The sequence below is a fragment of the Burkholderia savannae genome (assembly GCF_001524445.2).
Classification (GTDB): domain Bacteria; phylum Pseudomonadota; class Gammaproteobacteria; order Burkholderiales; family Burkholderiaceae; genus Burkholderia; species Burkholderia savannae.
Genome location: NZ_CP013417.1, coordinates 3,569,888 through 3,588,299, shown reverse-complemented (window position 1 = coordinate 3,588,299; position 18,412 = coordinate 3,569,888). Strand labels below are relative to the sequence as shown.

The window sequence follows — 18,412 nt, the reverse complement described above, 5'->3', positions numbered from 1 at the left end:
CACGAGGGAACCCCAGCATGGAAAACAAATCACACGCGTTCTGGGCCGGCCTCTTCACGATCGGGCTGCTGCTCGCGATCGTCGGGGCGGTCTATTGGTTCAACGTCGATCGGACGGTGCGCGTGCCTTACGATCTCGTGTCGCGCTCGAGCGTGACCGGGCTCTTTCCCGACGCGGCCGTCCGCTATCGCGGGCTCGACGTCGGCAAGGTGCAGTCGATCAACTTCGACCGCGGGCATCCGGGCGAGATCGTGATCCGCATTCTCGTCGACACGAACGCGCCGATCACGCGCTCGACGTTCGGCAGCCTCGGCTTCCAGGGCGTGACGGGCATCGCGTTCGTGCAGCTCGACGACACGGGCGCCGATCAGGCGCCGCTGCCGACGTCGGCGAAGACGGTCGCGCAGATTCCGATGCGCCCGAGTCTGTTCGACCAGCTCCAGCAGCGCGGCGACGTGCTGCTCAAGCAGATGGAGATCGCCGCGAAGAGCGTCAACGAGATGCTGTCGCCCGAGATGCGCGACCAGTTGAAGGCGACCGCGGCGAGCATGCAGCATGCGGCCGACGGCGTCACCCAATTGTCGAAGCAGGTCGAGCCCGCGCTCGCGCAAATGCCGCAGACGATGGCGCACGTGAACCACGCGCTCGAATCGGCGGACGCGCTCGTCGCGCCGGGCGGGCCGTTCGTCGCGAACCTGAACCGCGCGGGGCAGGCGCTCGTGTCGATGAACGACACGCTCGCCGAGCTGAGCGCGCGCGTGCGCTACGACACGCTGCCGCGCTTCAACGCGCTCGCGACGAACGTCGGCGACGCATCGCGCACGCTGAAGGATGTCGCGGGCGACGTCGGCCGCAATCCGCGCAGCCTGCTGTTCGGCACGCCGGCGGCCGAGCCCGGTCCGGGCGAGTCGGGATTCATGTGGCCGGGCGCCGCGCCCGCCCAGTAAGTTTTCTTGGAATTCGCGATGCACGCACACTACACGTCAGGTTTTTTCCTCCGCCGCGGCCGCCCGGCGCTCGCGCTCGCCGCGGCGCTCGCGATCGCGAGCCTGAGCGGCTGCGCGGGAACGCCCGCCGCGCTCTCGAACATCCGCTACGATCTCGGTCCGGCGCAGCCGGCCGCGACGGCGGGCACGGCGCCCGCGCTCAAGGTGCTCGACGTGAGCGCGCCCGACGCGCTCAACTCGGAGCGCTTCGTCTATCGGCTCGCGTATTCGGACGCGCAGCGGATCGCCGTCTACCGCGACAGCAAATGGACGGCGCCGCCCGCGCAACTACTGACGCAGCGGCTGCGCGGCGCGCTGTCGCGGCGCGGCGCGGTGCTCGAGGGCGAGGACAGCGTGCGCGCGCCCGTGCTGAAGGTCGAGCTGTCCGAGTTCGAGCAGGTGTTCGACGGCCGCTCGGAGAGCCACGCGGCCGTCACCGCGCGCGCGACGCTCACGCAGGAAGGCCGGGTGCTCGGCCAGCGCACGTTCGTGTCGCGCGCGCCGGCGAGCACGCCGGATGCGGCGGGCGGCGCGCAGGCGCTTGCCGCGGCGAGCGACGATCTCGTCGCGCAGCTCGTCGCGTGGCTCGGCGTCCAGGCGTACGCCGCCGCGCCATGAACGCCGCCGCGCACGCCGCGCTTGCCGCGCCGTGCGCGGCGCCGCCGAGATGACCCCCGCCGCGCGCCGGCAGCGCCGCCATTCGACGCTCGCGCGTCAGGCGTTCGCCGTCTACGCGGCGCTCGTCGTCTATGCGTCGCTCTATCCGTTCACGGGCTGGCGCTCGCTCGGCATCGGCCCGTTCGACTATCTGCTCGCGCCGCTGCCGCGCTATCTGACCGCGTTCGACGTCGTCACCAACGTGATCGGCTATCTGCCGTTCGGCGCGCTCGCGGTGCTCGCGCTCTATCCGCTGCGCGGCGTGCCGGCCGTGCTCGTCGCGATGCTGTCGGGCGCGCTGCTGTCGGGCGCGATGGAGGCGCTGCAGACCTATCTGCCGACGCGCGTGTCGTCGAACCTCGATCTCGCGGCGAATGCGCTCGGCGCGCTCGTCGGCGCGGCGGCGGCCGCGCCCGCCGCGACCGCGCTGATCGAGCGCGGCGCCGTGCGGCGCGTGCGCTTCGCGTGGTTCGAGCGCGATGCGTCGACGCCGCTCTTTCTCGCCGCGCTGTGGGCAGGCGCGATCCTGTTTCCGTCGCCGTTCCTGTTCGGCATCGGCGATTGGCCGAGCGAGCTCTGGGAGAGCGCCGACGTGTCGATGCGCGGCGCGCTCCTCGCATGGGCGCCGAACGCTTGGAATCTGCCCGCGTGGCCGGACCGGCTCGACGGCCTGCTGTCCGATTCCGCGTGGGAAACGCTGCTCGCCGCGCTCGGCCTGTTCGCGTCGCTCGCGGTTGCGTCGCTCGCGATGCGCGAGCGCGCGCCGCGCGTGCGGCTCGTCGTCGGCTTCACCGCGTTCGCGCTCGCGCTGAAGGCGGCCGCGACCTTCATGCAGTCGCACACGGGCCTCGTGTTCGACTGGGCGAGCCCCGGCGCGCTGCGCGGCATCGCGGCGGGGCTCGCCGCCGCGCTCGTCGCGCTGCGGCTGCCGGGCGCGTGGCGCGCGTCGCTCGCCGCGGCGGCGCTCGCCGTCGCGCTCGCGCTCGTCAACGTGCTGCCCGTCAATCCGTTCTTCGATTTCGCGCTGTCCGGCTGGCAGCAGGGCCGCTACGTGCACTTCAACAGCATCGCGCGCTGGCTCGCGTGGATTTGGCCCTATGCGGCGCTCGTCTGGCTCGCCGGCCGCGCGGAACGCGCGTGGCTCGCGAGGCGCGCGTCGCGCGCCGCGCGCGGCGTCAGCGGCAAACGGCGCCGGTCGCTATAATCGGCCACGACTCGCCTGCCGAATCCGTCCGATCGCTTCTGTCCGATAACGCCGGTCGCTCACGCGGCGCCCGCACGCAATGAGCCACATCATGGAACCCTACTACCAACACCACGTCTTCTTCTGCCTGAACCAGCGCGAAAAGGGCGCCGAGCGCCCGAGCTGCGCGAACTGCGGCGCGCAGGACATGCAGGAGTACGCGAAGAAGCGCGTCAAGGAGCTCGGCCTCGCGGGCGCGGGCAAGGTGCGCGTCAACAAGGCGGGCTGCCTCGACCGCTGCGAGGAAGGCCCCGTCATCGTCGTCTATCCGGAGGGCACCTGGTACACGTACGTCGACAAGAACGACATCGACGAGATCGTCGAATCGCATCTGCGCGACGGCCAGGTCGTCGAGCGCCTGAGAATCTGAGCCCCGTTTTTTCGAATCGCCCCGCACGCAGCAGCATGAACGCCTACACCCAGAAATCCCTGATCGCCGGCCCCGTCGGCCACATCGAGATCGCGATCGACCTGCCCGACGCCGTGCGCGACGGCTCGGCCGCGCCCCGCGGGATCGCGCTCGTCGCGCATCCGCATCCGCTCTTCGGCGGCACGATGGACAACAAGGTCGCGCAGACGCTCGCGCGCATCTTCGTCCAGTTGAACTACGCGGTGATCCGCTCGAATTTTCGCGGCGTCGGCGCGACGCAAGGCGAGCACGACGACGGCGTCGGCGAAGTCGACGATCTGCTCGCGGTGCTCGCGCACATGCGCACGCTGCCCGGGCACGCGGATCTGCCGATCGTGCTCGCGGGCTTCTCGTTCGGCACGTTCGTGCTGTCGCACGTCGGCAAGCGGCTGCGCGACGCCGGACAGGCGATCGAGCGGATGGTGTTCGTCGGCACGGCGGCGAGCCGCTGGCAGGTCGCCGACGTGCCGGAGGATACGATCGTGATCCACGGCGAAAACGACGACACGGTGCCGATCGCGTCGGTCTATGATTGGGCGCGGCCGCAGGAGCTGCCCGTCGTCGTGATTCCGGGCGCCGAGCATTTCTTCCATCGCAAGCTGCATATCCTGAAGCGCGTCGTCGTCGGCGCGTGGCGCTGACGCTGACGCTGACGCGCGCCGCGATCGTCGCTCGCGCCGGCGGCGATCGCCCGTCAGCCGGCCGGCGCTCGCCCGATAGGCCGGCCCGGCGCAACCGCATCACACCGCCCGCCGCGCGGCAAGCTCCCCAATCCCGAAAAGCGCCGCGGCGAACTTCCGTATAATGGCCGGGTTTTGCGTCGGCCCGTCCGCACGGACGTCCGATGCGCCGTGCAGGCCGCCGCGCCGCTTTTCGCTCTGCGAACCGATTGCGCCGCCGCCTGTCCAATCGGCGCGTTTCGCGAGCCTTCCTTCCCAGAAATGCCGCAGGAACGCCGCCGCCCGGCCTTTCAACCGCGCGCCCCGTGCGCGCTGCACATTTCTGCCATCAGCCTGAATCGATATGCGTCTGTCTTCCCTCGGCCTCACGTCACTCGCTTCCTCCACCGCCATTGCCGTCGCCGCGCGTAACGTCGCGCTCGGCGTCGTGCTGCCCGCCGCGCTCGTGTCGACGATCGCCGTCGCGCAGGCCAAGCCCGCCGCGAAGGCGAAGCACGCGGCCGCCGCGCCCGCCGCCGCGCCGACGGGCGCGCCCGCCACGTACGTGCCGGGCGCGGTGCCGCCGCCCGGCGTGAACGCGCGCTCGTGGGTGCTCGTCGACGCGTCGAGCAATCAGGTGCTCGCATCGGGCAACGCCGACGAGCGCGTCGAGCCGGCGTCGCTCACCAAGCTGATGACGGCGTACCTCGTGTTCGAGGCGCTCGACGCGAAGAAGATCACGATGGAGCAGATCGTCACGCCGAGCGAGGCGGTGCGCCGCGTCGGCCGCGACGAGTCGCGGATGTTCATCGAGGCGAACAAGCCCGTCAGCGTGCACGACCTCGTCTACGGGATGATCATCCAGTCGGGCAACGACGCCGCGATCGCGCTCGCCGAGCTCGTCGGCGGCAGCGAGGCGCAGTTCGTCAACATGATGAACGCCGAGGCGCAGCGCCTCGGGATGGCGAACACGCACTTCGCCGACGTGAACGGGATGCCCGACCCGAACCACTACACGACGGCGGGCGACCTCGCGAAGCTGTCGACGCACCTGATCCGCGATTATCCCGACTACTACAGCATCTTCTCGGTGAAGGAATTCGCGTACAACAACATCAAGCAGCCGAACCGCAACCGCCTGCTGTGGCTCGATCCGACCGTCGACGGCCTGAAGACCGGCCACACGCAGGCGGCGGGCTACTGCCTGATCGCGTCGGCGAAGCGCTCGCTGCCGGGCGCGGCCGACGCGACGCGCCGCCTCGTCACCGTGATGATGGGCGAGACGAAGGAAAGCGACCGCGTGCAGGACAGCATGAAGATGCTGAACTACGGCTACACCGCGTTCGATTCGGTGCGTCTGTACAAGGCCGGCCAGCCGATTGACACGCCGCGCGTCTACAAGGGCAAGAGCAACAACGTGCAGGTCGGCGTGAAGAAGGATCAGTTCATCACCGTGCCGCGCGGCCTGGCGGACAAGGTGAAGCCGGAAGTCGCGCTGAACGCGCCGCTCATCGCGCCGCTCGCGGACGGCCAGGCGGTCGGCTCGGTGAAGCTCGTCGCCGACGGCAAGACGGTCGCGGAATTCCCGGTCGTCGCGCTGCAGCCGGTGCCGGAAGCGGGCCTCTTCGGCCGCATCTGGGATTCGATCCTGCTGATGTTCAGCAAAAAGAAGTAAGCTGTCCGCATGCCTGCGGGCCGGGGCGAACCCGGCCCGCAGGCAACCCTTGCCCTTCGTCACGATTTCCACCGCCGTTGAACGTCATGAGTCAAGCCGACATCGAACCGATCGTCTATCTGAGCATCGCATCGCAGGAAGCGCTGGTGCCGCTCGCCGAAGCGCGCGTGCCGGTGCTCGACCGCGGCTTCATCTTCGGCGACGGCGTGTACGAAGTCGTGCCGATCTACGCGGACGGCGCGCGCCGCGCGCCGTTCCGGATCGCGCAGCATCTCGCGCGGCTCGCGCGCAGCCTGAAGAGGATCGGCATCGCCGATCCGCACGACGAGGCGGGCTGGCGCGCGCTCGTCGCGCAGCTCGTCGACGCGAACGCGGCGGCGCTCGGCGACGGCCAGCACGCGATCGTCTACATTCAGGTGACGCGCGGCGTCGCGAAGCGCGGCCACGCGTTTCCGGCGAACGCGGTGCCGACGGTGTTCGCGATGGTGAGCCCGCTCGCACTGCCGACCGACGCGCAGCGCGCGCAGGGCGTGCGCTGCGCGTCGGCCGAGGACCGCCGGTGGCTGCATTGCGACATCAAATCGGTGTCGCTGCTCGGCAACGTGCTGATGGCGCAGCATGCGGCGGAGCACGACGCGATCGAGACGATCCAGCTGCGCGACGGCAACGTGACGGAAGGCTCGTCGTCGAACGTGTGGATCGTGAAGAACGGCGAGCTGATCGCGCCGCCGCGCAGCAACAAGATCCTCGAAGGGATTCGCTACTCGCTCGTCGAGGAGCTCGCCGACGAATGCGGGATACGCTTCGTCGCGCGCGACATCAACGAGGCGGAGCTGCGCGCGGCCGACGAGATCCTGCTCACGTCGGCGACGAAGGAAATCCTGCCCGTGACCCTGCTCGACGATCTGCCCGTGCAGGGCGGCCGGCCGGGGCCGGTGTTCGAGGCGCTGTACGCCGCGTACCAGCGCGCGAAGGCGCGCGAGATGGAAAGCGTCTGAGCGGGCCGCCGCCGACGCGTGGAGAACGACATGACCGAACCGAACAAGACCGTCGAGCTGACGGGCGAAATCGCGACGCCCAAGGAAACGCTGCTCGAATTTCCGTGCGACTTCCCGATCAAGGTGATGGGCCGCGCGCATCCGGAGTTCAAGGACACGATCTTCAAGGTCGTGAGCGTCCACGACAACGAGATCGATCTCGAGAAGATCGAGGAGCGCGCGTCGAGCGGCGGCAACTACACGGGCCTCACGATCACCGTGCGCGCGACGAGCCAGGAGCAGCTCGACAACATCTACCGCGCGCTGACGGGCCACCCGATGGTGAAGGTCGTCCTGTGACGGCGGGCCGCTAGTCCCTTTCCCTTCTTTGCGCACGCGCGGCCGCGTAGGCCGCCGCGTGCTGCGCCTCCTGCGTCGCGCACAGCACCTTGAAGCGCGCGATTTCCTCCAGCAGCCACGTCCGGAACGCCTGCACGCGCGGCGTTTGCGCGAGCGACGGCGGGCACACGAAGAAGTAGTGCCACGGGCTCGGCCCCGCGATGTCGAACAGCCGCACGATCCTTCCCGCCGCCACCTCCGGCACCGCGAGCGAGCGCCGCACGAGCGCGATGCCCTGGCCGTCGATCGCCGCCTGCAGCAGATTCGACGAATCCTGATACAGCACGCCGCGCTTCGGCTCCGTCAGCGTGTCGAGGCCCGCCGCGTCGAACCACGGCCGCCACAGCTCGTCGTCCGAGCGCAGCAGCGGGTAGCGCACGAGATCGGCGGGCGTCTCGGGCAGCACGCCGCCGTTGAGCGCCGGCGCGCAGACGGGAAAAAACGTCTCGTCGAGGAGCGGCTCGACGTACAGCCCCGGATAGACGCCGTAGCCGAAGCGGATCGCGACGTCGACGTCGTCGCGCGCGAAGTCGACAAGCGCATCGCTCGCCCGCAATTCGAGATCGATTTCCGGATGCCGCTCGATGAACGGGCCGATCCGCGGCGTGATCCAGCGCGCGGCGAACGACGGCAGCGTCGACACGATGAGCCGCTTGTCGCGGTCGGTCGCGCGGATGTCGCGGGTCGCGTCGGCGAGGAGCGTCAGCGCGGCGCGCACCTGCTGCGCGTAGCGGCCGCCCGCGTCCGTCAGCGTGAGCCGCTTGCCGTGCCGCGCGAACAATTGCACGCCGAGCTCCGCTTCGAGCGCGCGCATCTGGTGGCTGACCGCGCCGTGCGTGACGGACAGCTCGTCGGCCGCGCGCGAGAAGCTCTCGTGCCGCGCGGCGGCTTCGAACACGCGCAGCGCGTTCAGCATCGGCAGTTGACGGACGCTCATCGGTTAGTTTTTCTCACAAGCACGTGAAAATCGATCGTTTTGTGCAAAGCCTTATGCACACTACGATTGTAGCCACTGGAGCATTTTTGGCGGAGGCTGTCATGAGAGAGATTTCTTCAAGCATCACGTTCGAGATCCAGCCCGGCGAAACGGTGCCGATGAAGGTCGCGCGCAGCACGCGGCTTGCGGTGCGCGGCGCGCCCGTGTGGGCGACGCGCAGCAACGACATCGCCGATTATTTCCTGTCTCCGGGCGAGACGCTGAAGCTGCGGCGCGGCGAGCGCCTGTGGCTGAGCGCCGACGGCGCGGCGAGCGCGTGCGTGTCGTTCTCGATCGCGGTGCCGCCGCAGCAGGCAGCCGTGTCCGGCCTGTTGCGGCTCGCGGCGCGGTTCGCCGCGCTCTTTCGCGACGGGTGGCGCACGGTCTGAGCATTCTCCGCCCGGCGCGCGCCGCCGCGCGGCCGGTCTCCATCGGGCACCGGCGAGGGGCATGGGTTTTCGGTAAACTACCGCCCATGTCAGCCTCGCCGGTTTCCATCGTGCCTCCCGCCTCCGACGCGCCCCCCGCGCCCGACGCCGCCGCGTCTGCCTGCGCCCGCCCATCGTCCGCGCTGCCCGTCACGGTCCGCTGGCTCGGCGAGACGCCGTACGAAGCGTGCTTCGACGCGATGCGCTCGTTCACCGACGCGCGCACGCCGGACACCGACGACGAAATCTGGGTGGTCGAGCATCCGCCCGTCTACACGCTCGGCCAGGCCGGCAACCCCGCGCACCTGCTCGTCGCCGACAGCGGCGTGCCGCTCGTGAAGGTCGACCGCGGCGGACAGATCACCTACCACGGCCCGGGGCAAATCGTCGCTTATCTGCTCGTCGATTTGAGGCGGCGCAAGCTGATGGTGCGCACCCTCGTCACGCGGATCGAGGAGGCCGTGATCGAGACGCTCGCGGCGTATAATCTCGCGTCGGTCCGCAAGGCCGGCGCGCCCGGGATCTACGTGGAATCGGGGCCGCATCGGGGCGCGAAGATCGCTGCGCTCGGCCTCAAGATTCGCAACGGCTGCAGCTATCACGGGCTGAGCGTGAACGTGAAGATGGATCTGCGCCCGTTTCTCGCGATCAACCCGTGCGGCTACGCGGGGCTCGAAACGGTCGACATGGCAAGCCTCGGCGCGACCGCCGACTGGCACGAAGTCTCACGGACGCTCGTGCGCCGTCTGATCGCCAACCTCGACGGCGCAACCGCGGCCGCCGCATCGCCGCAGCAGGCACTGGAACAATCGAATGACTGACCTTACCGCTACTCCCGCACCCGCCGAACCGGCCGCATCCGCATACGATCCGACCGCCAAGCAGAAGGCGCAGGCGAAGACCGCGCGCATTCCGATCAAGATCGTCCCGATCGAGAAGCTCAAGAAGCCCGACTGGATCCGCGTGAAGGCGGCTACCGGCAGCTCGCGCTTTTCCGAGATCAAGACGATCCTGCGCGAGCACAACCTGCATACCGTGTGCGAGGAAGCGAGCTGCCCGAACATCGGCGAGTGCTTCGGCAAGGGCACCGCGACGTTCATGATCATGGGCGACAAGTGCACGCGCCGCTGCCCGTTCTGCGACGTCGGCCACGGCCGGCCCGATCCGCTCGACGCCGACGAGCCGAAGAACCTCGCGCGCACGATCGCCGCGCTCAAGCTCAAGTACGTCGTGATCACGAGCGTCGACCGCGACGACCTGCGCGACGGCGGCGCCGGCCACTTCGTCGAGTGCATCCGCGAGGTGCGCGAGCAGTCGCCGCAAACGCGCATCGAAATCCTGACGCCGGACTTCCGCGGCCGCCTCGACCGCGCGCTCGCGATCCTGAACGCCGCGCCGCCCGACGTGATGAACCACAACCTCGAAACGGTGCCGCGCCTGTACAAGGAAGCGCGCCCCGGCTCGGACTATGCGCATTCGCTGAAGCTCCTGAAGGATTTCAAGGCGCTGCATCCGGACGTCGCGACGAAGTCGGGCCTGATGGTCGGCCTCGGCGAGACGGCCGACGAGATCCTGCAGGTGATGCGCGACCTGCGCGCGCACGACGTCGACATGCTGACGATCGGCCAGTACCTGCAGCCGTCCGATCACCACCTGCCGGTGCGCGAGTACGTGCATCCGGACACGTTCAAGATGTACGAGGAAGAGGCGTACAAGATGGGCTTCACGCACGCGGCCGTCGGCGCGATGGTGCGCTCGAGCTATCACGCCGATCTGCAGGCGCATGGCGCCGGGGTGGTTTGATCCCGGCGGGCTGGCGGGCCGCCGCACCGAGTGACGGTGGTTCGGCGGCCGGATGAAGAAAACCCGCGGCGAAGGCTGCGGGTTTTTTTTTATGCTTGCGCGACTGGCGACTGGCGATCGCCGATTGCCGATTGCCGATTGCCGACCGCCGACCGCCAACCGCCAACCGCCAACCGCCAACCGCCAACCGCCAACCGCCAACCGCCAACCGCCGACTGGCGATTGCATGGGGTGCGCGCGTTCGTCGCCGCACGGTTCGAACGGCGGTTCGCGTCGGGCGGGTGCGCGACGCAGCCCGTGCGCGCCGCCGATGAGGCGTGACGGCCAGCGGTGCGAATGGTGAGCGGCGCGCGTGGTGTGCATGCACGGTTGACGAGCGTTCGCGTCCGAAGTCGACGGCGCACGAGGAACGGCCGACAGGTCGCACGCCGCTCGCAGCGCACCACGCATCGCACACCGCACACCGCACACCGCACACCGCACACCGCACACCGCTCGCCGCTCGTCGCTCGCCGCTCACCACCGCCGCTTCGCCTGACGAAGCATCAACGCACGCTCGGCGCCGTCACACCGCGACGACGATCTTGCCGAACTGCTCGTTCGATTCCAGATAGCGGTGCGCGTCGGCGATCCGGTCGAGCGGGAACACACGGTCGATCACCGGCTTGAGCGCGCCCGACGCGAGCCCGTCGAGCACAAAGCGCTTCGCGGCGTCGAGCTTCGCCGGGTCGCCGACAACGCGCTTGTACTGGTAACCGTGCACGCTCAGCATCTTGCCGAGCACGGCGAACAGCGGGAAGGGCGCCTGCTCGGCGGCGAGCGCGCCGTATTCGATCACGATGCCGCCGTACGCGAGCGCGTCGGCCAGTTGCGGCAGCATCGGGCCCGTGACCGGATCGAACGCGACCCGCGCACCCGCGCCGCCCGTGATCTCGCGCACGCGCGCGGCGAGATCCTCGCGCTGCGTGACGATCACGTGGTCGGCGCCGAACTCGCGCAGCGCCTGCGCCTTCGCGTCGGTGCGCGTCGTCGCGATCGCGACCGCGCCGGCCATCCGCGCGATCTGGATCGCCGCGAGCCCGACGCTGCTCGACGCCGCGGTGATGACGACCGCATCGCCGCGCTTGATCTGCGCGAGGTCGATCAGCGCGCCCCACGCGGTCACGTACTGCATCCACACGGCGGCCGCCTCGGTCCAGCCGAGCGATGCGGGATGCTTGACGGCCAGGTCGGCGGGCACCGTCGCGACTTCGCCGTACGTGCCCCAGCGCGTGATCGACAGCGGCGGCACGATGCTGACCGCGTCGCCGACCGCGAAGCCCGTCACGCCGGAGCCGACGGCGCTGACGACGCCCGCCGCCTCGTAGCCGAGCCGCGCCGGAAAGACCGGCGCCTCGACGTAGTGCCCCGAGCGGAACATCGACTCGGCGCGGTTCAGGCCGAGCGCCTTCACCTGCAGCGCGATTTCGCCCGGTCCCGGCGGCGCCGGCTCGATTTCGTCGAAGCGCAGGACGTCGGGCCCGCCGGTCTGATGGATGCGTACGATGCGTGCCATGTCGGATCTCCATGAGAAAAATCGGTGAGGCCACTATAATTCGCGCCGATTCGACGATAAATCGTATAGTCGAATCAGCTATTGAAACGAATGGTTTCGAATCATGGATCGACTCACCAGCATGGCGGTGTTCGTGAAGGCCGCGGAAACGGGCTCGTTCGCGGCGGCGGGCGAGTCGCTCGGCCTGTCGTCGCAGATGGTCGGCAAGCACGTGCGCTTTCTCGAGACCCATTACGGGATGCGGCTCATCAATCGCACGACGCGCCGCCAGAGCCTGACCGAAGCCGGCCGCGCGTTCTACGAGCGCAGCCGCGCGGTGCTGGCCGAAGCGCAGGCCGTCGACGCGCTCGCCGCGAACCTGATGGCCGCGCCGCGCGGCACGTTGCGCATCAACGCGCCGATCAGCTTCGGCGTGCATTGCCTGATGCCGATGCTCGCGGTGTACATGCGCGCATATCCCGAGGTGCAGGTCGATCTCACGCTGAGCGACCGCGTCGTCGACGTCGTCGACGAGGGCTACGACGCGGTGATCCGCATCGCGCCGCTCGCCGATTCGAGGCTGATCGCGCGGCCGCTCGCGCCGTACCGGCTCGTGTTGTGCGCGTCGCCCGCGTACCTGGCCGAGCACGGCACGCCGGCCGAGCCCGCCGATCTGGCCGCGCACGAATGCCTCGGGTTTTCGTATTCGGGGCAGCCGGCGGCGCTCGAATGGCCGTTCGAGAGCGCGCACGGGCAGCAGGCGGTGCGCGTGAGGAGCCGGCTCGCGGTCAACAACGGCGCGGCGCTGCGGATGGCCGCGCTCGACGGGCTCGGCATCATCCTGCAGCCGACCGAGCTCGTCGGCGACGATCTCGCCGCGGGGCGGCTCGTGCGGCTGCTGCCGGGCTACGAGCCGCCCGCGCGGCCGATCCACCTGCTGTATTCGCCGGACCGGCGGCCGACGCCGAAGCTGCGAAGCTTCATCGACTACGTGATCGCGACGTTCGGCGGCGCGCCGGGCGACGGGCGGCCGTGAGCGGTTGAGGCATCGGAGGGGCGGGGCGGCGGGGTGTGGCGCGCTCGGGCGGCGGCGTGGTATCGCGACGCCGCGATGCGAGACGGTGGGGCGGCATGATGGCTGCGTTCCGACGGGCGATTCACCGGGCGATTCACCGGGCGATTCACCGGGCGATTCACCGGGCGATTCACCGGGCGATTCACCGGGCGATTCACCGGGCGATTCACCGGGCGGCTGCGATCGCTGATTGGACGGCCAACGGGCGACCGGCCGGGCCGCCCGCCCATCGTTACGGCGAGCCGGGCCAGCGCCGCGGCCCCGACGCGCCACGCGGCTCCGGCCGCAGCCGCATGCGGCACGGCGCGGCGCGCGAGCGCCCCGACCACGGCTCGAAGCGCCGTCAAGCGCTCAATCCCCCGCGACCACCCCGTCGCGCCGCGGATCTGAACCGCCGAACCACACCGACTGCCCCTCGACATTGATCCGCTGGATTCCCTGCAGGCTCGACCCCAGCTCGACCACGCGCACGTCGTGCCCGCGCTCCTTCAGCGCGTCGGCGAGCGCGTCGGACACGCGTCCCTTCTCGAGCTCGGTCGGCCCGTTGCGCGAGCCGAAGTTCGGCAGCGCGATCGCCTGCTGCATCGTCATGCCCCAATCGATCATGCCGACGAGCGTCTTCGCGACATCGTTCGCGGTCGACGCGCCGCCCGCCGAGCCGAGCGCCATCATCAGCCGCCGCGAGCCTTTCTCGAACACGAGCTCGGGCGCGAGCGTCGAGCGCGCGCGCTTGCCCGGCTGCACGCGGTTCGCGACCGGCTTGCCGTGCTCGGCCGATACGGGCGAGAAGTCGAGCACCTGGCTGTTGAGCAGGAAGCCGCGCACCATCAGCCGCGAGCCGAAGCGCGCGTCGAGGGTCGACGTCATCGACACCGCGTTGCCGTAGCGGTCGACGACCGTGATCTGCGATCCCGACGCCGGCTCCGCACCACGATCGGCGGCCGACGCGGGCGGCAGGCCGGACGGCGAGCCGGCGCTCGCGCCGCCGAGGCTCGCATCGCCGATCAGGCGCGCGCGCTCGGCGACGTAGCGCCGCTCGACGAGGCTCTTCCAGCTGCCGCCCGGCGGCGCGACGAAATCCGGATCGGCGACGTACTGCGCGCGATCCGCGTACGCGAGGCGCCCCGCCTCGCTGAACAGATGCGCGGCGAACGGCGTCGGCTCGACACCCGTCGCGTTGCGCACGGGCTTCTGCGCGCCGATCTGCCGCCAGTCCGGCTGGGCCTCGAGCAGGCCGAGCATCTGCGCGACGACGAGCCCGCCCGCCGACGGCGGCGGCATTCCGCACACGGTCCACTTGCGATAGTCGGCGCACAGCGGCTCGCGCACTTTCGCGCGATATTGCGCAAGATCCTGCACGCTCAGCACGCCCGGATTCGGCGCCTGGCGCACCTTCGCGACGATGTCGCGCGCGATCGCGCCCGTGTAGAACGCGTTCGCGCCGTGCGCGGCGACGAGCTTGAGCGTCGCCGCGAGCTGGGGGTTCTTCAGCGTCGCGCCGGCCGGCTTCGGCGCGCCGTTCTTGTCGTAGAAGACCGCGCGCGCGGCCGGATCGCTCGCGAGCGACGGATCGTTCGCGAGCGCCGCCGCAAGCCGCGGGCCGAGCGGAAAGCCTTGTTCGGCGAGCCGGATCGCGGGCTGGAACAAGCGCCGCCACGGCAGCTTGCCGTGCGCGCGGTGCGCGAGCTCGAGCATGCGCAGCACGCCCGGCGCGCCGACCGCGCGCGCGCCGAGCGCCGCGCGCGGCAGCGGCTTGCCGTTCGCGTCGTAAAAGAGTCGATCGGTCGCGGCGGCGGGCGCGGTCTCGCGGCCGTCGTACGCCTCGACCTTCTTGCCGTCCGCGTGCAGCAGGAACGCGCCGCCGCCGATGCCCGACGCTTGCGGCTCGACGAGCATCAGCACCATCTGCGCGGCGATTGCCGCATCGACGGCCGTGCCGCCCGCCTTCAGCATTTCCTGGCCCGCCTGCGCGGCGAGCGGATGTGCGGCCGCGATCATGTCGCGCTGCGCGGTCCAGCCCGGCTTGTCGACCCAGCTCGAGAGCTCGGCGGGCGAGGCCGGCGATTCCGCGGCCGACGTCGCTGAAGCCTCAGCCGTTGCCGACGCCGGCGCGGCCGAGGCGGCGGCGTTTCGCGCGCCCGAGCCGGGCGCGTTCGCGCAGCCGGCGGTGACGGCGAGGAGGGCGGCGGCGAGCGCGCCCGCCCACGGGCTGGTCGAGCGCGGGCGAATCCGGTCGGTCATGAATACCTCGGTGCGAAGGAAGGACGGCGTCAGACGGCAGCAGCAAATACGAACGCCCGTGCGCCGCCGCGCGGGCGGGGTATTGTCGCCGCGTCGGAAGCGGCTTGTCATCCGACAACAAACCCTAGGGGGCGGGCGTCGGAAAAGGGCGGCGCGTCATGCGCCGCGCCCGGCGTTTCTCGCCTCGTCGAGCATGAAGTCGATGAACGTCGAGGTCGCGCGCGTGTGATGCCGGTTCGGCATGTACAGCATGTACATGTGCGTGCCGAAGATGCTGAGCCGGTATGCATCGAGCGTCGTCACGACCGCGCCGCGCCGCACGTCGTCGTGGACGACGTAGTCCGGCACGATCCCGACGCCGAGCCCCGCCAGGATCGCCTGGCGCAGGAACAGGAAGTTCTCGGAGATGAGCGTCGGCTCGAGCAGCACCTCGTGCCGCTCGTCGCCGAGATACGCGGCGACGCGCAATTGCCGGCCGACCACCGTCGCCGTGATGACGGGCGCGTCGAATAGCTGATCGAGCTCGGTCGGCATCCCGTGCGTCGCGGCGAAGCCGGGCGACGCGCACGCGACGTAGCGCACCGCGCCCATGTCGCGCGCGACGAGGTTTTGCGGCGGCTCGGACATCACGCGCACGGCGATGTCGACTTCGTCGCGCATCAGATCCTCGACGCGGTTCTCGAACACGGCGTCGAGCACGATCCCCGGATAGAGCCGCTTGAACGCGATCAGCCAGTTCGACATCACGAGCTGCCCGTAGCCGCTCGGCACTGATAGCCGCACGCGCCCCTGCAGTTCCTGGCCGAGCGTCGTCACCGCCTCGCGCGCGGCGAACAGCTCGTTCTGGATTCGCCGCCCGTGCTCGTACAGGCGCAGCCCGATCTCGGTCGGCTCGATGCGCCGCGTCGTGCGCCGCACGAGCTGCAGCCCGATCGATTTCTCCAGCTGATTGAGCCGGTAGCTGACGTTCGCGCGGCTCATCTTGAGCCGCTGCGCCGCCTTGCTGAGGTTGCCCGCGTCGAGGATGTCGACGAGCAGCGTAAGCGCATTCAGATCCATCGCCGTGCCCGTGTGTCGAAATTCATTGTCAAAACCGGCTTGACAGGTTGTTAAAGAGTGATGGAATTGTCAATCAATCTCGATCAATCGAGAATCGTGGCAAACCCCGCGCCTTCCGCGATGAAGCGAACGCGCGCTTTCCGTACGGAGCGAGACACATGAATCAGCAGGCATCCCACGCAACCGGCACCGTCATGCGCGAGCGGCGCGACAAGGTGCTTGTCGTCACGATCGACCATCCGCCTGTCAACGCGCTGTCCGCCGACGTGCGGCGCGGCCTCGTCGACGCGCTCGACGCGGCCGACGCCGAGGCGGCCGTCGGCGCGGTGCTGATCGTCGGGGCCGGACGCAACTTCATCGCCGGCGCGGACATCCGCGAGTTCGGCAAGCCGCCCGTGCCGCCGCTGCTGCCCGACGTGTGCAACCGGATCGAGACGAGCGGCAAGCCGGTCGTCGTCGCGCTGCACGGCGCGACGCTCGGCGGCGGGCTCGAGATCGCGCTCGCCGCGCATTACCGGATCGCCGTGCCGGGCGCGAAGCTCGGCCTGCCGGAAGTGCAGCTCGGGCTGCTGCCGGGCGCGGGCGGCACGCAGCGCACGCCGCGCCTGATCGGCGCGCAGGCCGCGCTCGACCTGATGCTGAGCGGGCGGCACGCGTCGGCCGAGGAGGCGCTCACGCTCGGCCTCGTCGATCGGCTCGCGCGCAGCGACGACACGCTCGCCGAAGGGCTCGCGTACGTCCAGGAATTGCTCGCGGCGGGTGCGCCCGCGCGTCGCACGCGCGACGCACAAGGGCTCGCCGATCGCGCGGCGGCCGAAGCGGCGCTCGACGCCGCGCGCGCCGACGTCGCGAAGAAGTCGCGCGGGCTGTTCTCGCCGGCGAAGATCGTCGAAGCGGTCGCCGCGGCGCTCGCGCAACCGTTCGACGAAGGCTTGCGCACCGAGCGCAAGCTGTTTCTCGAATGCCTCGACAGCCCGCAGCGCGCGGGGCTCGTGCATGCGTTCTTCGCGGAGCGCGAGGCGGCGAAATCGCCGGAGACGCGCCGCGGCGCGCCGCGCGCGATCGAGCGGATCGGCGTCGTCGGCGGCGGCACGATGGGCGCGGGCATCGCGGTCGCGGCGCTCGACGCCGGCCTTCCGGTGACGATGATCGAGCGCGACGACGCATCGCTCCAACGCGGCCGCGCGCATGTCGAGAAGGTCTACGCGGGCCTTGTCGCGAAGGGCCGGATGACGCCCGCCGCGCAGGCCGCGCGCCTCGCGCGCTTCAAGGGCGGCACGTCGTACGACGCGCTCGCGCAGGCCGACGTCGTGATCGAAGCGGTGTTCGAGGACATGGCGGTGAAGAAGGCCGTGTTCGCGGCGCTCGCGCGCGCGTGCAAGCCGGGCGCCGTGCTCGCGACGAACACGTCGTATCTCGACATCGACGAAATCGCCGCGAGCGTCGAGCGCGCGTCCGACGTGATCGGCCTGCATTTCTTCTCGCCCGCGAACATCATGAGGCTGCTCGAGGTGGTGGTGCCGGCGAAGGTGAGCGCGGACGTCGTCGCGACCGCGTTCGAGCTCGCGAAGAAGCTGAGGAAGATCCCGGTGCGCGCGGGCGTGTGCGACGGCTTCATCGGCAACCGCGTGCTCGCCGTGTACCGGACGGCCGCCGATTACATGATGGAAGACGGTGCGTCGCCGTATCAGATCGATCGCGCGATCCGCGAATTCGGCTTCCCGATGGGGCCGTACCAGGTCGTCGATCTGGCGGGCGGCGATATCGGCTGGGCGACCCGCAAGCGCCGCGCGCCGACGCGCGATCCGCGGCTGCGCTACGTCGAGATCGCGGACCGCCTGTGCGAGCGCGGCTGGTTCGGCCAGAAGACGGGCCGCGGCTACTACCTGTATCCGGACGGCGCGCGCGTCGGCGCGCCGGACCCGGACGTCGAGGCGATCATCGCCGGCGAGCGCGCGAAGAAGGGCGTGACGCCGCGTGCGTTCGCCGACGACGAAATCGTGCGCCGCTATCTCGCCGCGATGATCAACGAAGGCGCGAACGTCGTGCACGAGAAGATCGCGCTGCGCCCGCTCGACGTCGACGCGGTGTTCCTGCACGGCTACGGCTTCCCGCGCCATCGCGGCGGCCCGATGCATTACGCGGACACGGTAGGCCTCGCAAACGTGCTCGCCGACATCCGCGCGTTCGCGAGCGAGGACCCGGTCTTCTGGAAGCCGTCGCCGCTTCTCGTCGATCTCGTCGCGCGCGGCGAGACCTTCGCGAGCCTGAACCGCATCGACTGACGCCGA

At 70.2% G+C, this 18,412-nt stretch carries 18 protein-coding genes; 13 read left to right on the top strand and 5 right to left on the bottom strand.

All coding sequences use genetic code 11. The features are described from left to right. Positions 1 to 17: 17 nt before the first annotated feature. The 5 genes from WS78_RS17570 (at position 18) to WS78_RS17550 (ending at position 3,936) form a co-directional block, all read left to right on the top strand. Complete coding sequence (locus WS78_RS17570; protein WP_059584326.1) at positions 18 to 947, top strand: MlaD family protein; 930 nt, start codon at positions 18 to 20, stop codon at positions 945 to 947. An 18-nt stretch (positions 948 to 965) separates the two neighbouring features. Then, positions 966 to 1,604: an ABC-type transport auxiliary lipoprotein family protein gene (locus tag WS78_RS17565; RefSeq protein WP_038755310.1), complete on the top strand. Its 639-nt coding sequence runs from the start codon at positions 966 to 968 to the stop codon at positions 1,602 to 1,604. A gap of 31 nt (positions 1,605 to 1,635) precedes the next feature. After that, positions 1,636 to 2,847, top strand: coding sequence for a VanZ family protein (locus WS78_RS17560; protein WP_063889487.1), 1,212 nt, complete (start codon positions 1,636 to 1,638; stop codon positions 2,845 to 2,847). Between the two features lie 91 nt (positions 2,848 to 2,938). After that, positions 2,939 to 3,256: a (2Fe-2S) ferredoxin domain-containing protein gene (locus WS78_RS17555; RefSeq protein WP_038755308.1), complete on the top strand. Its 318-nt coding sequence runs from the start codon at positions 2,939 to 2,941 to the stop codon at positions 3,254 to 3,256. A gap of 35 nt (positions 3,257 to 3,291) precedes the next feature. Further along, the gene (locus WS78_RS17550) at positions 3,292 to 3,936 is read left to right on the top strand and encodes an alpha/beta hydrolase (protein ID WP_059584330.1); all 645 of its coding nucleotides are present in this window, start codon (positions 3,292 to 3,294) and stop codon (positions 3,934 to 3,936) included. 99 nt (positions 3,937 to 4,035) lie between these two features. Here the strand turns inward: WS78_RS17550 and WS78_RS37115 are convergent, their stop codons facing one another. Then, positions 4,036 to 4,293, bottom strand: a complete 258-nt coding sequence (locus WS78_RS37115; protein ID WP_226377160.1) for a hypothetical protein — start codon at positions 4,291 to 4,293, stop codon at positions 4,036 to 4,038. 25 nt (positions 4,294 to 4,318) lie between these two features. On the opposite strand from WS78_RS37115, the gene WS78_RS17540 reads away from it, so the two are divergent. The 3 genes from WS78_RS17540 (at position 4,319) to WS78_RS17530 (ending at position 6,966) form a co-directional block, all read left to right on the top strand. Next, positions 4,319 to 5,629, top strand: a complete 1,311-nt coding sequence (locus WS78_RS17540; protein WP_038755301.1) for a D-alanyl-D-alanine carboxypeptidase family protein — start codon at positions 4,319 to 4,321, stop codon at positions 5,627 to 5,629. 86 nt (positions 5,630 to 5,715) lie between these two features. Continuing rightward, positions 5,716 to 6,627 carry a D-amino acid aminotransferase gene (locus WS78_RS17535; RefSeq protein ID WP_059584401.1) on the top strand — a complete coding sequence of 304 codons (912 nt, stop codon included), beginning with the start codon at positions 5,716 to 5,718 and terminating at the stop codon, positions 6,625 to 6,627. Between the two features lie 30 nt (positions 6,628 to 6,657). Further along, on the top strand, positions 6,658 to 6,966 hold the full coding sequence (locus WS78_RS17530; protein ID WP_009893214.1) for an HP0495 family protein: 309 nt from the start codon (positions 6,658 to 6,660) through the stop codon (positions 6,964 to 6,966). A gap of 10 nt (positions 6,967 to 6,976) precedes the next feature. Here the strand turns inward: WS78_RS17530 and WS78_RS17525 are convergent, their stop codons facing one another. Continuing rightward, a complete protein-coding gene (locus WS78_RS17525; RefSeq protein ID WP_059584332.1) occupies positions 6,977 to 7,942 on the bottom strand; it encodes a transcriptional regulator GcvA in 966 nt (321 codons plus the stop codon). Positions 7,943 to 8,043: 101 nt separating this feature from the next. Between WS78_RS17525 and WS78_RS17520 the strand changes: the two genes are divergently transcribed. The 3 genes from WS78_RS17520 to lipA all read left to right on the top strand — a co-directional run bounded on the left by WS78_RS17520 (position 8,044) and on the right by lipA (position 10,212). Continuing rightward, positions 8,044 to 8,370, top strand: coding sequence for a DUF2917 domain-containing protein (locus WS78_RS17520; RefSeq protein WP_059584334.1), 327 nt, complete (start codon positions 8,044 to 8,046; stop codon positions 8,368 to 8,370). An 86-nt stretch (positions 8,371 to 8,456) separates the two neighbouring features. After that, a complete protein-coding gene (gene lipB / locus WS78_RS17515; RefSeq protein ID WP_059584337.1) occupies positions 8,457 to 9,230 on the top strand; it encodes a lipoyl(octanoyl) transferase LipB in 774 nt (257 codons plus the stop codon). After that, positions 9,223 to 10,212, top strand: coding sequence for a lipoyl synthase (lipA, locus tag WS78_RS17510; protein WP_059584340.1), 990 nt, complete (start codon positions 9,223 to 9,225; stop codon positions 10,210 to 10,212). The genes lipB and lipA overlap by 8 nt, the downstream gene beginning before the upstream one ends. A gap of 565 nt (positions 10,213 to 10,777) precedes the next feature. Here lipA and WS78_RS17500 read toward each other — a convergent pair. Continuing rightward, a complete protein-coding gene (locus WS78_RS17500; RefSeq protein ID WP_059584342.1) occupies positions 10,778 to 11,767 on the bottom strand; it encodes a zinc-dependent alcohol dehydrogenase family protein in 990 nt (329 codons plus the stop codon). A gap of 103 nt (positions 11,768 to 11,870) precedes the next feature. Between WS78_RS17500 and WS78_RS17495 the strand changes: the two genes are divergently transcribed. Next, a complete protein-coding gene (locus tag WS78_RS17495) occupies positions 11,871 to 12,782 on the top strand; it encodes a LysR family transcriptional regulator (RefSeq protein ID WP_059584344.1) in 912 nt (303 codons plus the stop codon). A gap of 390 nt (positions 12,783 to 13,172) precedes the next feature. Here the strand turns inward: WS78_RS17495 and ggt are convergent, their stop codons facing one another. Next, complete coding sequence (gene ggt, locus WS78_RS17490) at positions 13,173 to 15,062, bottom strand: gamma-glutamyltransferase (RefSeq protein WP_059584346.1); 1,890 nt, start codon at positions 15,060 to 15,062, stop codon at positions 13,173 to 13,175. 156 nt (positions 15,063 to 15,218) lie between these two features. Beyond that, on the bottom strand, positions 15,219 to 16,121 hold the full coding sequence (locus tag WS78_RS17485; RefSeq protein WP_059584349.1) for a LysR family transcriptional regulator: 903 nt from the start codon (positions 16,119 to 16,121) through the stop codon (positions 15,219 to 15,221). Between the two features lie 158 nt (positions 16,122 to 16,279). On the opposite strand from WS78_RS17485, the gene WS78_RS17480 reads away from it, so the two are divergent. Beyond that, positions 16,280 to 18,406 (top strand): 3-hydroxyacyl-CoA dehydrogenase NAD-binding domain-containing protein, encoded by a 2,127-nt coding sequence (locus WS78_RS17480; RefSeq protein ID WP_059584350.1) that lies wholly within the window; start codon positions 16,280 to 16,282, stop codon positions 18,404 to 18,406. The last annotated feature ends 6 nt before the right edge of the window (positions 18,407 to 18,412 follow it).

Bases quoted from the DNA above. Each gene is read 5' to 3' on its own strand.
- WS78_RS17480 (WP_059584350.1), top strand. From the start codon at position 16,280: ATGAATCAGCAGGCATCCCACGCAACCGGCACCGTCATGCGCGAGCGG.
- WS78_RS17530 (WP_009893214.1), top strand. From the start codon at position 6,658: ATGACCGAACCGAACAAGACCGTCGAGCTGACGGGCGAAATCGCGACG.
- WS78_RS17485 (WP_059584349.1), bottom strand. From the start codon at position 16,121: ATGGATCTGAATGCGCTTACGCTGCTCGTCGACATCCTCGACGCGGGC.
- WS78_RS17570 (WP_059584326.1), top strand. From the start codon at position 18: ATGGAAAACAAATCACACGCGTTCTGGGCCGGCCTCTTCACGATCGGG.
- WS78_RS17495 (WP_059584344.1), top strand. From the start codon at position 11,871: ATGGATCGACTCACCAGCATGGCGGTGTTCGTGAAGGCCGCGGAAACG.
- WS78_RS17520 (WP_059584334.1), top strand. From the start codon at position 8,044: ATGAGAGAGATTTCTTCAAGCATCACGTTCGAGATCCAGCCCGGCGAA.
- WS78_RS17550 (WP_059584330.1), top strand. From the start codon at position 3,292: ATGAACGCCTACACCCAGAAATCCCTGATCGCCGGCCCCGTCGGCCAC.
- WS78_RS17565 (WP_038755310.1), top strand. From the start codon at position 966: ATGCACGCACACTACACGTCAGGTTTTTTCCTCCGCCGCGGCCGCCCG.
- WS78_RS17525 (WP_059584332.1), bottom strand. From the start codon at position 7,942: ATGAGCGTCCGTCAACTGCCGATGCTGAACGCGCTGCGCGTGTTCGAA.
- ggt (WP_059584346.1), bottom strand. From the start codon at position 15,062: ATGACCGACCGGATTCGCCCGCGCTCGACCAGCCCGTGGGCGGGCGCG.
- lipB (WP_059584337.1), top strand. From the start codon at position 8,457: ATGTCAGCCTCGCCGGTTTCCATCGTGCCTCCCGCCTCCGACGCGCCC.
- lipA (WP_059584340.1), top strand. From the start codon at position 9,223: ATGACTGACCTTACCGCTACTCCCGCACCCGCCGAACCGGCCGCATCC.
- WS78_RS17555 (WP_038755308.1), top strand. From the start codon at position 2,939: ATGGAACCCTACTACCAACACCACGTCTTCTTCTGCCTGAACCAGCGC.
- WS78_RS17500 (WP_059584342.1), bottom strand. From the start codon at position 11,767: ATGGCACGCATCGTACGCATCCATCAGACCGGCGGGCCCGACGTCCTG.
- WS78_RS17535 (WP_059584401.1), top strand. From the start codon at position 5,716: ATGAGTCAAGCCGACATCGAACCGATCGTCTATCTGAGCATCGCATCG.
- WS78_RS17540 (WP_038755301.1), top strand. From the start codon at position 4,319: ATGCGTCTGTCTTCCCTCGGCCTCACGTCACTCGCTTCCTCCACCGCC.